17 protein-coding genes are annotated in these 14,594 nt (G+C 67.5%); 10 read left to right on the top strand and 7 right to left on the bottom strand.

Annotated features, from left to right (window positions below; genetic code table 11):
- Positions 1–50: 50 nt before the first annotated feature.
- Entirely contained in the window at positions 51–452 is a 402-nt protein-coding gene (locus tag AU072_RS06820) for a DUF3224 domain-containing protein (RefSeq protein WP_064413121.1), read from the bottom strand.
- Between the two features lie 222 nt (positions 453–674).
- Here AU072_RS06820 and AU072_RS06825 point away from each other — a divergent pair, with 222 nt between their 5' ends.
- The 3 genes from AU072_RS06825 to AU072_RS06835 are packed head-to-tail and all read left to right on the top strand — an operon-like array spanning position 675 to position 3,701.
- Entirely contained in the window at positions 675–1,910 is a 1,236-nt protein-coding gene (locus AU072_RS06825) for an MMP alpha-(1->4)-mannosyltransferase (RefSeq protein ID WP_064413072.1), read from the top strand.
- Positions 1,904–2,635 (top strand): class I SAM-dependent methyltransferase, encoded by a 732-nt coding sequence (locus AU072_RS06830; RefSeq protein WP_064413073.1) that lies wholly within the window; start codon positions 1,904–1,906, stop codon positions 2,633–2,635. Before AU072_RS06825 ends, AU072_RS06830 begins: the two co-directional genes overlap by 7 nt.
- Positions 2,636–2,654: 19 nt before the next feature.
- Positions 2,655–3,701 carry an MMP endo-(1,4)-3-O-methyl-alpha-D-mannosidase gene (locus AU072_RS06835; RefSeq protein WP_064413122.1) on the top strand — a complete coding sequence of 349 codons (1,047 nt, stop codon included), beginning with the start codon at positions 2,655–2,657 and terminating at the stop codon, positions 3,699–3,701.
- Here AU072_RS06835 and AU072_RS06840 read toward each other — a convergent pair whose 3' ends face one another.
- The gene (locus AU072_RS06840) at positions 3,702–4,349 is read right to left on the bottom strand and encodes a class I SAM-dependent methyltransferase (RefSeq protein ID WP_064413074.1); all 648 of its coding nucleotides are present in this window, start codon (positions 4,347–4,349) and stop codon (positions 3,702–3,704) included. It lies immediately after the preceding gene.
- A gap of 65 nt (positions 4,350–4,414) precedes the next feature.
- Here AU072_RS06840 and AU072_RS06845 point away from each other — a divergent pair, with 65 nt between their 5' ends.
- Positions 4,415–4,984 (top strand): TetR/AcrR family transcriptional regulator, encoded by a 570-nt coding sequence (locus AU072_RS06845; protein ID WP_064413075.1) that lies wholly within the window; start codon positions 4,415–4,417, stop codon positions 4,982–4,984.
- 114 nt (positions 4,985–5,098) lie between these two features.
- Here AU072_RS06845 and AU072_RS06850 read toward each other — a convergent pair whose 3' ends face one another.
- Positions 5,099–5,704, bottom strand: a complete 606-nt coding sequence (locus AU072_RS06850) for a TetR/AcrR family transcriptional regulator (RefSeq protein WP_064413076.1) — start codon at positions 5,702–5,704, stop codon at positions 5,099–5,101.
- 100 nt (positions 5,705–5,804) lie between these two features.
- On the opposite strand from AU072_RS06850, the gene AU072_RS06855 reads away from it, so the two are divergent.
- Both AU072_RS06855 and AU072_RS06860 read left to right on the top strand, forming a co-directional pair.
- Entirely contained in the window at positions 5,805–7,184 is a 1,380-nt protein-coding gene (locus AU072_RS06855; RefSeq protein WP_064413077.1) for a cytochrome P450, read from the top strand.
- Positions 7,181–8,512 carry a cytochrome P450 gene (locus AU072_RS06860; protein ID WP_064413078.1) on the top strand — a complete coding sequence of 444 codons (1,332 nt, stop codon included), beginning with the start codon at positions 7,181–7,183 and terminating at the stop codon, positions 8,510–8,512. Before AU072_RS06855 ends, AU072_RS06860 begins: the two co-directional genes overlap by 4 nt.
- Positions 8,513–8,516: 4 nt before the next feature.
- On the opposite strand, the gene msrA is transcribed toward AU072_RS06860, so the two are convergent.
- Complete coding sequence (gene msrA, locus AU072_RS06865) at positions 8,517–9,032, bottom strand: peptide-methionine (S)-S-oxide reductase MsrA (protein WP_064413079.1); 516 nt, start codon at positions 9,030–9,032, stop codon at positions 8,517–8,519.
- The gene (msrB, locus tag AU072_RS06870; RefSeq protein ID WP_064413080.1) at positions 9,029–9,490 is read right to left on the bottom strand and encodes a peptide-methionine (R)-S-oxide reductase MsrB; all 462 of its coding nucleotides are present in this window, start codon (positions 9,488–9,490) and stop codon (positions 9,029–9,031) included. The genes msrA and msrB overlap by 4 nt, the downstream gene beginning before the upstream one ends.
- 59 nt (positions 9,491–9,549) lie before the next feature.
- On the opposite strand from msrB, the gene AU072_RS06875 reads away from it, so the two are divergent.
- From AU072_RS06875 to AU072_RS06890, 4 genes are read left to right on the top strand one after another with little or no spacing between them, the layout of a single operon-like run.
- Entirely contained in the window at positions 9,550–9,963 is a 414-nt protein-coding gene (locus AU072_RS06875) for a hypothetical protein (RefSeq protein ID WP_064413081.1), read from the top strand.
- Between the two features lie 19 nt (positions 9,964–9,982).
- The gene (locus AU072_RS06880; protein ID WP_064413082.1) at positions 9,983–10,489 is read left to right on the top strand and encodes a nuclear transport factor 2 family protein; all 507 of its coding nucleotides are present in this window, start codon (positions 9,983–9,985) and stop codon (positions 10,487–10,489) included.
- Entirely contained in the window at positions 10,486–11,490 is a 1,005-nt protein-coding gene (locus AU072_RS06885; protein WP_064413083.1) for an NAD-dependent epimerase/dehydratase family protein, read from the top strand. The genes AU072_RS06880 and AU072_RS06885 overlap by 4 nt, the downstream gene beginning before the upstream one ends.
- A gap of 10 nt (positions 11,491–11,500) precedes the next feature.
- Positions 11,501–12,319, top strand: coding sequence for a class I SAM-dependent methyltransferase (locus AU072_RS06890; protein ID WP_064413084.1), 819 nt, complete (start codon positions 11,501–11,503; stop codon positions 12,317–12,319).
- A 9-nt stretch (positions 12,320–12,328) separates the two neighbouring features.
- On the opposite strand, the gene AU072_RS06895 is transcribed toward AU072_RS06890, so the two are convergent.
- Both AU072_RS06895 and AU072_RS06900 read right to left on the bottom strand, forming a co-directional pair.
- Positions 12,329–12,985 (bottom strand): enoyl-CoA hydratase-related protein, encoded by a 657-nt coding sequence (locus AU072_RS06895; RefSeq protein WP_064413085.1) that lies wholly within the window; start codon positions 12,983–12,985, stop codon positions 12,329–12,331.
- A 79-nt stretch (positions 12,986–13,064) separates the two neighbouring features.
- On the bottom strand, positions 13,065–14,591 hold the full coding sequence (locus AU072_RS06900; protein WP_235629963.1) for an HNH endonuclease signature motif containing protein: 1,527 nt from the start codon (positions 14,589–14,591) through the stop codon (positions 13,065–13,067).
- Positions 14,592–14,594: the final 3 nt, after the last annotated feature.

Genomic DNA, 14,594 nt, shown 5'->3' on the forward strand with positions numbered 1-14,594 from the left:
AGTCATTCCACTAATCGGTGTCCGGTGCCCGTCATCAGGAGGGTGATTTCCTAGGTGACCGCGATGTCCAGACCGTCGACGTCGAGGGTGAGCGCCCCGGCCGGGTCGGCGCGGAACTTCCCGCTGCCCGCCGCCTCGGCCAGCCCGCCGGTGCCCGATGCGATCCGCACCTCCCCACTGGCCACGCCGTCCCGGTAGGCGCCGTCGTGCAGCAACACCAGGCCGCCGGTTGCGCCCGCGATGGTCCCGGTGACGTGCTCGATGCCGACGAACAACGCGCTCTTGTCCGGCGCGTAGGCCAACAGCCACTTGGTCGTCGACGTGCCCTGGATGTCGCCCTCGTAGCGTTTGGTGACCAGGGCCTCGGTGAGCTTGGTGGCCTCGTCGCCGTCCTCGAACGGCGTCTCATCCCAGCTGGCGATCTGGAAGGTCGCCTCGATGTGTCTGCTCATGACGGGCGGATACCCGGTCACCGGACCGGGGAACCGAGAGGCCGACGGGCAGCACCCCCGGCCACTGTGATAGTCAAGGCATCACGGCCGCGTTGCGTCCGCTAGCACGTCAAACTATAGTCTGGACACATGTCCAGAAGGTTCGGAGTTGTTGCGTGACTCGATTTGTCCAGCTCACCGGCCCTGGATTCAGCCGCTTCTGCGCGTCGTCTTGAGTTGAACATGCGCATCGCCCTTCTGTCGTACCGGAGCAAGACCCACTGTGGTGGGCAAGGCGTCTACGTCCGCTACCTGTCCCGCGGCCTCGCGGATCTGGGCCACGAGGTCGAGGTGTTCTCGGGTCAGCCCTATCCCGAGGAACTCGATCCGCGCGTCCGGCTGACCGAGGTGCCCAGCCTGGACCTCTACCGCGAACCCGACCCGTTCCGGGTCCCGTGGCCCAACGAGATCAAGACGTCGATCGATCTGCTCGAGCTGCTGACCACCTGGACGGCGGGCTTCCCCGAACCGCGCACCTTCAGCCTGCGCGCCGCCCGGGTGCTCGCCGAGCGTCGCCACGAGTTCGACGTCGTGCACGACAACCAGTGCCTGGGAACCGGGCTGCGCAAGATCGCCGGGCTCGGCCTTCCGGTGGTCGCCACCGTGCATCACCCGATCACCCGCGACAAGGTGGTCGACGTAGCCGCCGCCAAGTGGTGGCGCAAACCGCTGGTCCGACGGTGGTACGGCTTCGCCGAGATGCAGAAGGAAGTCGCCCGAGAGATCCCCGAACTGCTGACCGTGTCGTCGACCTCGGCGGCCGACATCGCCGAGGACTTCGGTGTCGCGCCCAGCCAACTGCACGTCGTGCCGCTGGGGGTGGACACCGCGATGTTCAAGCCCGCCGAGCGGCGGGTGCGCAACCGCATCATCGCGATCGCCAGCGCCGACGTTCCGCTCAAGGGCGTTCGGCACCTGCTGCACGCGGTGGCCCGGCTGCGCGTGGAACGCGATCTCGAACTGCAACTGGTCGCCAAGCTCGAACCGAACGGTCCCACCGAGAAGCTGATCGCCGAGCTCGGCATCTCCGATATCGTGCACAGCTCGAGCGGGTTGTCCGACAGCGAACTGGCCGACCTGTTGGCCTCGGCCGAAGTGGCTTGCATCCCTTCGCTTTACGAAGGTTTCTCGTTGCCTGCGGTGGAGGCCATGGCCAGCGGCACGCCCATCGTGGCCAGCCGCGCCGGCGCCCTGCCCGAGGTGGTGGGCGCCGACGGGGACTGCGCCCGGCTGGTCAAGCCCGCCGACGTCGACGAATTGACCGCGGTGCTCGGCGAACTGCTCGACTCGCCGCGTGAGCTGGCCCGCCTCGGTGCGAACGGCCGCAAGCGCGCGGTGGAGGTGTTCAGCTGGCAATCGGTTGCGGCGCAGACGGTTGCGGTCTACGAGAAGGCGCGTGAACGGGTGGGCGCATGCTGACGGTCGACTTCGACCTGCTCGGTGTCGGCGCGGGCACGAAGGTGATCGACGTGGGCTGCGGCGCGGGCCGGCACAGCTTCGAGGCCTTCCGGCGCGGCGCGGACGTGGTCGCGTTCGACCAGAGCGCCGCCGACCTCAACGACGTCGACGAGATCCTGACCGCCATGCGCGAACAGGGCGAGGTGCCGGTGACGGCCAAGGCCGAGGCGGTCAAGGGTGACGCGCTCGATCTGCCTTATGCCGACGGCACTTTCGACTGCGTGATCGCCTCGGAGATCCTCGAGCACGTGCCCGAGGACGAGAAGGCGATCGCCGAGCTGGTCCGGGTGCTCAAGCCCGGCGGAACCCTCGCCGTCACGGTGCCGCGGTGGCTGCCCGAGAAGCTCTGCTGGGTGTTGTCCGACGAATATCACGCCAACGAGGGCGGCCACGTGCGGATTTATCACGCCGACCGGCTGCGCGACAAGGTGCTCGCCCATGGCCTGCGGCTCGAGCACACGCATCATGCGCACGCACTGCACTCCCCGTACTGGTGGCTCAAATGCGCGGTGGGAACCGAGAATTCGGATCACCTGGCGGTAAAGGCGTACCACCGGATGCTGGTGTGGGACATGATGAGCCGTCCGTGGCTGACCAGGACGGCCGAGTCGCTGCTCAACCCGCTGATCGGTAAGAGCGTCGCGTTGTACTTCACCAAACCGGTGGGCGCCGGTGCGAACGCCTGAGCTCCAAGGCGTCCCGGGTATCCCCGGGGTGCTGACACCCGAACAGTGCCGCCAGACCGCGAAATCGATTGCCGCTACCCAGGAGTCCTCGGGTGCGCTGCCCTGGTTCGACGGTGGCCACACCGATCCGTGGGATCACATCGAGAACGCGATGGCGCTGACCGTCGCCGGATTGCTGGAACCCGCCCGCGCGGCGTTCGAGTGGTCGCGCACCCACCAGCGCCCCGACGGATCATGGCCCATTCAGTTGCGCAACGGCGTGATCGAAGACGCCAACAGCGACAGCAACTTCTGCGCCTACATCGCCACCGGCGTCTGGCACCACGTACTGGTCACCGGTGACCGGCGGTTCGCGGAGACGATGTGGCCGGTGGTCACCAAGGCGATCGACTTCGTACTCGGCATGCAGCTCAGTGGCGGTGAGATCGCCTGGGCGAGAAGCCCTTCGACCATCGAATCCGAAGCCCTGCTGACGGGGTGCGCCAGCATCTATCACAGCATCCGATGTGCGCTCGCACTCGCTGACTACTTCGACGACCCGCAGCCGGAATGGGAGGTCGCGGTCGGCCGGCTGGGCCACGCGATCGCCCATCATCCCGAGGCGTTCACGGTCAAGGACCGCTGGTCGATGGAGTGGTACTACCCGGTGCTCACCGGTGCGGTGCGCGGTGGCGCGGCCAGAGAGCGGATCGACGAGCGGTGGCACGACTTCGTCGTTCCCGGACTGGGTATCCGGTGCGTCGACGACCGGCCGTGGGTGACCGGCGCCGAAACCTGTGAGCTGGTACTGGCTTTGGATGCGATGGGCGATCCGGTGCGCGCCAGAGAGCAGTTCGCCGCGATGCACCATCTGCGCGAGGACGACGGGTCCTACTGGACGGGTCTGGTGTTCGCTGACGGCAAGCGCTGGCCGGAGGAACGCACGACGTGGACCGGCGCGGCGATGATTCTGGCCGCCGACGCGCTGTCGTCGACGTCGGCCGCTAGCGGGATCTTCCGCGGGACGGACCTTCCGCGCGGTCTCGAAGGCGAGTACGACTGCGAGTGCGCGACCAGCGACCGCTAATCACAGCGGCTGGCCGACGGCGCCGTCCGTGCGTTCGAGCACCCGCATGGATCCGGTTGCCGAAACCTCGCGAAAGTGGTTGGTGTTCAACGCCCGCTGGTAGATGTGGAACGGCGCCTGCCCGCCCTCGTCGGGGTTGGGGAACACGTCGTGGATGACGAGCGCTCCGCCCACCTCCACCCACCTGGCCCAGCCGTCGAAATCACGTTGTGCGGCTTCCTCGGTGTGACCGCCGTCGATGAACAACAGGCGCAACGGAGTTCGCCACCCCCGCGCCACCACCGGCGACCGGCCGACGATCGCGACGACGTGGTCGTCGAGGCCGGCGGAGTCGAGCGTGTGCCGCGCCGTCGGCAGGGTGTCGAACAGGCCGGTGACCGGATCGACCATCGACTCGTCGTGGTACTCCCAGCCGGGCTGGTGTTCTTCGGAACCGTGGTGGTGGTCGACGGTGTAGAGCACGCCTCCGGTCTGCTGTGCGGCGGCGCCGAGCAGCACGGTGGACTTGCCGCAGTACGTGCCGATCTCGACGCCGATACCGTCGCCGAGATACTTCACGGCCGCGTCGAACAGGGCCCGGCCCTCGTCGGCGGGCATGAATCCGATGACCTGTTCGGCCAGGGCGAAGAGTTCGTCTGTGGTGCGCATCGGTAACGAACCTACTCGGCGTGAATCGTTGCTGGTGCAGGGGTGTTGTAGTAGCGTCCGGACATGTGTCCGACACGGCCATGGAGTCGACTCGGCGCCGCCTGACCGCCAAGCAGGCCGACACCGTCGACCGCCTCGGCCGCGCCGCGGTCGCACTCCTGCACCGCGAGGGCTTCGCCGGGCTCACGGTGCGCCGCGTGGCCGCCGATGCCGGCGTCGGGGCGGCCACCGCCTACACCTACTTCTCCTCCAAGGAACACCTTGTCGCCGAGGTCTTCTGGCGCAGGCTCGCGGCGTCTCCGCCGGCGGCGCACGAGTCGGACGACCCCGCCGCCCGGGTCATCGAGGTGCTGCGCCACATCGCCTTGCTGGTCGCCGACGAGCCCGCCTTCGCCGGTGCGGTGACGACGGCGCTGCTGGGTCGCGACCCCGACGTCGAGGTGCTGCGGGGCCGCATCGGCCGAGAGATCCGCGACCGGCTGGCAGCGGCGTTGGGCGCCGACACCGAGCCCGACATCATCGACACGTTGGAGATGCTGTACTCCGGCGCGCTGGTGCGCGCGGGTATGGGATACGCGTCCTACCTCGAAATCGCGGAGCGACTGGAGAAATCGGCGCGGCTGATCCTGAACTGAAGCCGCTGAAGCCGCTGAGCCGCTGAAGCCGCTCGAGCGCCGAGACCCACGAAATGGCTGCTTTCGGTCGCCGACGGCAACCAGTTCGTCGGTTTCGGGGAACGGGCGGTGCGCTCAGCGCGAACCCAGGATCGCGACCGCCGCGGTGATGGCCGGCTCGATGATGCCGCGCAGATCGTGGCCGTCCTCGACGAAGAGCGCGGTCAGCTCCCGCAGGCCGCCCAGGATGATGAGCGCCAGGGGACGCGAAATCGGGGTCAGCTGGGCGCGTTGGAAGCCGGGGGTGCTGCTGATGTCGACCAGCATGTCGGTGAAATGCTCCATGGCCTCCCGATGCAGCGGATGTGCGACGGCGCCGAGTGCGGGCGCCTCGCGGATCCACGCCAACGTGATGGCCGGCCGCGCCGCGATGTGGTCGACGTAAGCGGTCACCGCCGAGCGGATCTGGTCACGCCAGTCGGCATCGGGTTCCGCCGCTGCGCGGACGCCGGCGATCATCGTCTCGTTGTTGCGCCGCAGCAGTTCGATGAGGCATTCCTCTTTGCTCGCGAACTGTTCGTAGAAGGTGCGCTTCGAGGTTTTCGCCTGCCGCACGATATCGGCGACAGTGGTGTCGCGATAGCCGCGCTGCGTGATCGAGGCGGCCATGCCGTCGAGCAGGCGGTCGCGGAACGCGCCGTCGGTCGCGGTATGCGCGCCGTTGTCCAGCGCAGTGGTCATACCGCCCTCCTCGACAGGCTTGCGTCTGCTGGTACCAAGCGGTACCGTACTACACGAACCTGCGGTACATCGTAGTACCGGGGAACCGGCTGGGAGCGTCATGAGCGAAGCTTTGGTGGTCGACAAGCCCGTCCGCGCCGCGGTGCCGCCTGGTTCAGTCAACCTGCCGCCGAAGGCGCCGATTCCCAAGCCGCTGCTGGGCCTGGCCTTCGCGGTGTCCCGACGCTGGACCGTCGCCCAGTTCGCCCGCCTCTACGGCCCGGTCTTCACGATGAACGTTCCGGTCTTCGGGCGCACGGTCGTCGTCGGCGACCCGCAGCTGGCCAAGCAGATGTTCATGGCCAACACCGACGACGTCGGCAACATTCAGCCCAACCTGTCGCGGGTGCTCGGCCCGGGTTCGGTGTTCGCGCTCGACGGGTCCGAACACCGGCGCCGACGCCGATTGCTGACCCCGCCCTTCCACGGCAGGAGCGTCAAGAACTACGAGGCGATCTTCGAAGAGGAGACGCTGCGCGAATCGGCGAACTGGCCTGAGGGCCAGGCGTTTCCGGTTCTCGAACCGATGATGCGGATCACCCTCAACGCGATCCTGCGGGCGGTGTTCGGCGCCGATGGAGAGCAACTGGACGATCTGCGGCGCATCATCCCGCCCTGGGTGACGCTCGGATCGCGGCTGGCGTCGTTACCCGCGCCGTCGCGCACGTACGGCCGGTTCAGCCCGTGGGGGCGGCTGGCTGAGTACCGCAGACAGTACGACCGGGCCATCGACAAGCTGATCGACCGGGTGACGGCCGACCCCGGCTTCGACGAGCGGACAGACGTTCTCGCGCTGCTGCTCGGCAGCACCTACGAGGACGGTACCGCGATGTCGCGCAAGGACATCGGCGACGAACTGCTGACCCTCCTGGCCGCCGGACACGAGACCACCGCCTCGACCCTGGCATGGGCGTTCGAGCGGATCACCCGCCACCCCGACGTCCTGGACAGGCTGGTGTCCGAGGCGCAGACCGACGACAACGAGTACCGCCAGGCCGTCCTCGCCGAGGTGCAGCGGTCGCGCACCGTGATCGACTTCGCGGGCAGGCACGTCTACTCACCGACCTTCGAGCTGGGCGATTGGGTTGTGCCGCAGGGTCATACGATGTTGGCCAGCATCTCGCTGATGCACGACAGGGCGGCCGAGTTTCCCGAGCCCGAGCGCTTCGACCCGCAGCGCTTCCTCGACGAGCGGCCGCCCACCTTCGCCTTCATCCCGTTCGGCGGCGGCACCCGCAGGTGTGTCGGCGCCGTGTTCGCCAACGTCGAGATGGATGTGGTGTTGCGAACGATATTGCGCCACTTCGTGCTCGACACCACCGCAGCGCCCGCGGAGAAGACGCATTCGCGCGGCGTGGCCTACACCCCGAAGGACGGTGGCCGCATCGTGGTGCACCGCCGCAAGACACCGCTCGCGCAGGAGGAGCCGAGGAACCGATGACGAACGCCACCGCCACCGATCAGCACGCCCCGGTCACGCCCGGCAAGTTGCCGCCGACGGTACCGCTGCCCAAACCCGTTCAGATGGTGCTGATGGCGGGATTCCGCCGCTGGTTCCTCGGGAAGGCGCTCAAGCGATACGGTCCGGTGTTCGCGATCAACGTGCCGTTCTTCGGCCGCAGCGTGGTGATCGCCGATCCCGCCCTGATCCGGACGGTGTATCTGGCGAGCACCGACGACCTGATCAACGTGCAGCCGAACCTGTCCCGGATCTTCGGCCCCGGTTCGGTGTTCGCGCTCGACGGTGCCGAGCACCGTAAGCGTCGCAAGCTGCTCGCACCGCCGTTCCACGGCCAGAGCATCAAGAACTACGAGAAGATCATCGAAGAGGAGACGCTTCGCGAGACCGCGACCTGGCCCGAGGGCGTCGAGTTCGCGACGCTCGAACCGATGAACCGGATCACGCTGAATGTCATCCTGCGCACCGTGTTCGGCGCCGACGGGGCCGAGCTGGACTATCTGCGCGAGATCATCCCGCCGTGGGCCAAGCTCGGTTCGCGCATGGCGACGTTGCCCGAGCCGCCGTTCAAGACGGGCCCGTTCAGCCCATGGGGCCGTCTGGAGACGTTCCGGCGCAACTTCGACCGCACCGTCTTCGCGCTGATCGAGAAGGCCGAAAAGGATCCCGCCCGCGAGGAGCGTACCGACATCCTGGCGCTGCTACTGGGCAGCACCTACGAGGACGGCACCCCGATGTCGCACCAGGACATCTCCGACGAGCTGCTCACCCTCCTCGGCGCCGGCCACGAGACAACGGCGTCGACGCTCGGTTGGGCGTTCGAGCGCTTGCGCCGCCATCCCGCGGTGCTCGCCAAGCTGGTCGAGGAGAACGACGCCGGCGGCAACGAGTACCGCCAGGCCTTCATCAACGAGTTGCAGCGCAACCGGACCGTGATCGACTTCTCCGGACGCCACGTCCTGGCACCGCATTTCGACGCCGGGCAATGGCGCATCCCGCACGGTTACACCGTGATGGTCGCGCTGGCGAACATGCACGCCAATCCGGACGTGTTCCCCGACCCCGAACGTTTCGACCCGGACCGGTTCCTGGGAAAGCGGCCGCCGACGGCATGGGTGCCGTTCGGCGGCGGCACCCGCCGCTGCATCGGCGCCGCGTTCGCCAACGTCGAGATGGACGTCGTCCTGCGAACAGTTTTGCGCCACTTCGTGATCGAAACCGATGACGCACCCGACGAGAAGGTGCACTTCCGCGGCATCGCGTTCACCCCGAAGGACGGCGGGCGCGTCGTGGTGCGCCACCGCACCTAGCGCACTACTGGTTGGCCGTTTCGCGTTTGGGCAGTTTCCAGCCCGGGCGCGGGAAATGACAGGTGTACCCGCTCGGGTAGCGCTCCAGGTAATCCTGGTGTTCGGGTTCGGCCTCCCAGAATTCGGATGCCGGGGTCACCTCGGTGACGACCTTGCCCGGCCACAGCCCCGAGGCGTCGACGTCGGCGATGGTGTCCAGTGCGACCCGCTTCTGTTCGTCGTCGAGGTAGAAGATCGCCGACCGGTAGCTGGTGCCGATGTCGTTGCCCTGGCGGTTCTTCGTGGTCGGATCGTGGATCTGGAAGAAGAACTCCAACAACGCGCGGTAGTCGGTCTGCGCCGGGTCGTAGACGATCTCGATCGCCTCGGCGTGGCCGGGGTGATTGCGGTAGGTGGGGTTGGCGTTCTCGCCGCCGGTGTAGCCGACCCGCGTCGACACCACGCCCGGTTGCTTACGGATCAGATCCTGCATGCCCCAGAAGCAACCGCCCGCCAGGATCGCCCTCTTCACTTCACTCATGCCTGCGCCTCCTCATTCACGAACAGCTTCTTGTAATCGCCGTACCCCTCGGCCTCGAGGTCGTCGAGGTGGATGAACCTCAGCGAAGCGGAGTTGATGCAGTAGCGCAACCCACCCGCTGAGCGGGGCCCGTCGGTGAAGACGTGGCCGAGGTGGCTGTCGCCGTGCGCCGAGCGCACCTCGGTGCGGATCATCAGGTGCGAGAAGTCGCGCTTCTCGACGACGTTGGTCGTTTCGATCGGCCGGGTGAAGCTGGGCCACCCCGTTCCGCTGTCGAACTTGTCCACCGAGGCGAACAGCGGCTCGCCGGAGACCACGTCGACGTAGATGCCCGGCTCGTGGTTGTCCCAGTACTCGCCGGTGAACGGCCGCTCGGTGCCGTTGCGCTGCGTGACCTGGTACTGCTCTGGCGACAAGGCGTTCACCGCGGCCGGATTCTTGTGGTATTGCTTTGCCATAGTGCCTGTATAACCGCCGAACCGACCGCCGTGTTCCGGCCGCCGATTACGGTTGTGTGATGCGCACACTGCCCGCCGTGATGGCCGCTGTTCTGGCCGTGTGGGCGGCCCCGGCGGTGTCGGCGCAGACGGCGGTGCTGCCCGAGCGGCCGGGGTATCCGGGCCTGCTGTTCATCGACAATCCCGCGATCGTCGACCCGCATCCGATGCGCGCCGAATCGTTCAACCGCGTGGTCGGGGACCGCGCCGTCGGGGTGCACTTCACCACCGGCACCCCGCAGTGCTACGGCGTGCACGCGACGGTGCAGGAGACGCCCGAGACCGTCACCGTCGAACTCCTCGGCGGCACACTCCCCGAAGCCGTGGACCGGCCCTGCATCCTGATCGCGGTGGCGGGGATCCTCGACGTCCCGCTGCAGAATCCGCTGGGCAGCCGCCAGGTGCTCACCGCGCTCCCTCGACAAGCTCGGTAGAACGTGTTCTAGTTCTGGTGTGACGGGCAGCACCTTCAGCCGCGACGAACTCGCCGCGGCGTTCCAGCAGTTCGAGGCCACGGTCGACCGCGCCGCGCAGACCCGCGACTGGGACCCCTGGGTCGACCAGTACACCGACGACGTCGTCTACGTCGAACACGCGGCAGGCACCATGCGCGGCCGCGAGCAGGTGCGCCCCTGGATCTGGAAGACGATGGAGTCGTTCCCCGGTAGCTACATGACGTCGTTTCCGTCGCTGTGGACGGTGATCGACGAGGCGACGGCCCGCGTCATCTGCGAGCTGGACAACCCGATGCGCGATCCCGGCGACGGCACCGTCATCAGCGCCACCAACATCTCGATCGTCACCTACGCCGGCGACGGGCTGTGGCGGCGGCAGGAGGACATCTACAACCCGCTGCGGTTCGTCAAGGCGGCGGTGAAATGGTGCCGCAAGGCAGCCGAACTCGGCACGCTGCCGCCCGAGGCCGAGGAGTGGATGAAGCAGTACGGAGGAGGCAAGTGAGCAAGCTGGTCATCGGAGCCAACGGTTTCCTCGGTTCCCACGTCACCCGGCAGCTGGTGGCTGACGGCCACGACGTCCGAGTCATGGTGCGCCCCAACGCGAACACCAAGGGCATCGACAATCTTCCGGTCGAGCGTTTCCTGGGCGACATCTGGTACAACGACACGCTGCGTGCGGCGATGACCGGAGTCGACGACGTGTACTACTGCGTCGTCGACACGCGCGGCTGGCTGAAAGACCCGACGCCGCTGTTCTATACGAATGTCGAGGGCACCCGGAACGTGCTCGAGGTCGCCAAGGACATGCGCCTGCGGCGGTTCGTCTACACCAGCAGCTATGTGACGGTCGGTCGCAGGCGCGGGCACGTCGCGACCGAGGACGACGTGATCGTCGACAAGGGTCTGACGCCGTATGTGCGCTCACGGGTGCAGGCCGAGACGCTGGTGCTGCGGTATGCGCGCGAGCACGGCCTGCCCGCGGTGGCGATGTGCGTGTCGACGACGTACGGCGGCGGCGACTGGGGCCGCACCCCGCACGGCGCGATCATCGCGGGGGCTGCGTTCGGCAAGCTGCCCTTCGTGATGCGCGGAATCGAGCTCGAGGCGGTCGGTGTCGACGACGCCGCTCGCGCGATGTTGCTCGCCGCCGAACGCGGCCGTGTCGGCGAGCGGTACCTGATCTCGGAGAAGATGATCAGCAACGCGGAGGTGGTGCGCATCGCGGCCGAAGCCGCCGGGATGCCGGCGCCGACGAAGTCGATCCCGCTGCCGGTCTCATATGCGATGGCCGCCCTGGGTACCGCCAAGGCGCGGCTGACGGGCAAGGACGAGAAGTTCTCGCTCGGCTCGCTGCGACTGATGCGCGCGGAAGCGCCGGTGGATTGCAGTAAGGCTCGCCGCGAATTGGGTTGGCGGCCAAGGCCGGTCGAGGAGTCGATCCGTGAGGCGGCGAGGTTTTGGGCGGGGCTGCGGGACGCGCGGCGCACGAGCAGGGCCGGTTAGCTCGCAGGAGATGTCCGACAAGCTGCACGTCGATCTGTCCGGTGCGCCGCAGACCATGCTCGCGACGTTCTACGCCAAGGCGCTGGACGCCGATCTGCCGAAACCGATTCTGGGGGATCGGTTCGCCAAGGACATCGTCGGGCGCATCGACTACGACTGGTCGAAAACGTCGATCACACCGGCGAATTCGGCGTCGGTGACCACCCGTAGCGCGCACTTCGACAGGTGGACGCGCCAGTTCTTAGCGGTGCATTCGCGGGCGGTCGTACTGCACCTCGGGTGCGGGCTGGACGCGCGGGCATTTCGGATCGATCCCGGGCCGGGGGTCGACTGGTTCGACATCGACTACCCGGAGGTGGTCGACCTGCGCACACAGCTCTATCCGCGCCGCGACCACTATCGGGTGATCGGCGCCTCCGTCACAGATGCGTCGTGGCTGTCTGAGATTCCCTCGGATCGACCTGTTTTGATGATCGCCGAGGGTCTGACCATGTATCTGACCGAATCCGACGGTGTGGCACTGCTGCGACGAGTTGTCGACGGGTTCCCCCGCGGGGAACTGCAATTCGATGCGTTCAGCCGGCTCGGCATCCGGTCGCAGTTCCTGAACGCGGTGGTGCGGCGCGCCGGAGCGACGCTGCACTGGGGGATCGACGACCCGGACGACATCGGTGCGGCGGTGCCCGGTGTGCGGTTGCTGGCGTGGGTGTCACCGTTCGACTCCCCGACGTTTCGCGATGTCGCGTGGTACTACCGGGCGCTGGGTAAGGCGATGTCGGTGCTGCCGTCGCTGCGGTATATGGCGCAGTATCACCGCTGGGCCTTCTGAGCGTTGTGCCTAGCGGACGTTGAGCTCGGCGATCACCTCGGCGTACAAGCGCGCCTTGATCGTGCCGAACACCGTCCCAGCTTTGGCGGCCAATGCCTCGGCGCGGGCGACCGCGGCGTCCAGGACTTCACCCTCCCCGGCGGTGGCCGTGACGATTCCCGCCACGCGGGCTTCTTCACCGCCGTACCGTCGCGCGGTGGTCATGGCCTCGTGCGCGGTCGCGATCGGCAGCCGAGACCGGATGAGCGCGTTCATGCCTGCCGTGAACGGGATACCGAGGTCGACCTCCGGCAGACAGAAGAAGCCGCGATCGGCGCGCATGACGATCTGGTCGTGGGAGAGCGCCAGCATCGCGCCCGCGGCGAACGCGTGTCCCTGCACCGCGGCGATGATCGGCGCCGGGAACGCCAACACGCGCGCCAACAGCGCGTGCACGTCGGCGAGGTTGGCCTCGGCCGCATCGGGATTGGCCGCCATGAAGTCCAGGTCGAGACCGTTGGAGTAGAACTTGCCGCTGCCCGTGGTGACGACGGCCCTCGGCCCATCGGCGGCCTCCACCTCGTCGAGTGCGGAGTTGATCGCTGCCAGCCGGTCGGGGTGGAAGCGGTTCTCGTCCTCGCCGAGGGTCAACACGTACACCGCGCCGCGCTTGTCCAGATCGCCCATCAACCGATTACACCACCTACTCAAGAATCGGATCGCGGCTCATCGAGCAGACGCCCGCGATGGCTCGTGCGTATCTCGCTCAGAACGGTGCGGGGTCCACGTTGCGTGCCCGCTCGGCCTTGATCCGTGCGGCGAAGTCGGCGGCCCGCGTTCGTTTTCGCTTCGGTATCTTCGCCGTGCGGTCAGCCTGCGACGGTGAAACGAGCGGTGGTGGCGGAAGGTTGGCGGTGGTGGTGTCCCAATCGAAGAACAACTTGCTGCCGGGTGTCGTGGTATAGGTCCTGCCGCTCGGTGATTTCCAGATCACCGTGCCGTCGGGCAGCTGAACATCGAGCCACCCATCGAACGTCTTCATCATGTGGTGCTTGCGGCACAGGCACTTGAGGTTCGACGGATGCGTGGGCCCGAGCGGCCACGGGGTCGTGTGGTCGATGTCGCAAAGGTCGGCGCGCACATCGCATCCCGGTGCGCGACAGTACATATCACGCATGCGCACGAACTCGGCCAGCGCCGTCGATGGCTGGTATCGCGCCTCGGCGTCGGGCCCGGGCATTTTGATCGGACGCACCTTCGCGCCGCGGCTGATCAGCCAGGGCAGCAGTGAGGTGGGCAGTGCACCATGGCCCAGTAGTACCGCGGTGCCCCGCTTCCCGGCGCCCGGTGAGTCGGGCTGCGGCGGGGCGGCGCGTTCTGCGTCGGCCTGGGGTGGGGTAGCGCCGTGAGTGTCGCCATCGGTTGCAGGAGTCGCGTCGTTACCTGCTGTAGCAGCGGCATTTTCGAAAGCGTCTTGGTCGGCGATCACGTGGAGGACGACGTTCGACGTTTGCGGAGCGGCCGCGGCGCACGTCGGCGATCCGCATGCGCAACCCAACCGGTCTTGGTTGGCGGCCAACGCGCCGATAGCGTCGGCTCGCCGCTCGCCCATGCTGCGCGGATCGTTGTCGCACAGCCCCTGCATCATCTCGGCGAGGCGGCTTTTGAGGACAGCGGCGTCGGTGACCAACAGCCTGCCCCACACCGAAGTGGTGCCGACCGGGTCATCGAGATCACCGATGTGGAAATCCCGGGTGCGCGCCGTCGACCGACTTCTCCGCACCGCTTCTGGGTCGAACTTGTCGACGAGCGCGTCGATGGCCTCGTCCAACCGCTGCTCGGACAAAGGACCCAACCGAGACGCCCGTTTCGCAAGCGCCGTGTCGATGAGCGCCAACGCCTCAGGGTCCTCGACAAGTTGGGTGCGCCAGGTGATCGCCGAGACGATCCGCGCACCGATTCCGCCCCGTTCGAACAACGCGGCCACCTGGGGCAGCCGCTCGCGCAACGCCTGCGCGATCCGCATCTGCCCGGACGCGCGTCGATGCCCGATCGTCATCGCCGCGGCCACCTCGGCGGCGACGCTGTCCCACGGGTCGAACGCACACAGATTGCGTTCGTCATCCTCGCTGACCTTGCGCCGGATCAGCTCCGCGATGGCCGCGAACCGGCGCGCCGCGGCCTCGGCCTCCGCACGCGCACCGTCGGCGATGGCGGCGACGAGAGCGGCGTCGTCCACCTCCGCGAACTGTCCTCCGAACATGTGTTCGAGTATGCCATCGGGGTATGACACGTC

Origin of the sequence: Mycolicibacterium novocastrense (assembly GCF_001499835.1) — a bacterium.
Classification (GTDB): Bacteria; Actinomycetota; Actinomycetes; order Mycobacteriales; family Mycobacteriaceae; genus Mycobacterium; species Mycobacterium novocastrense.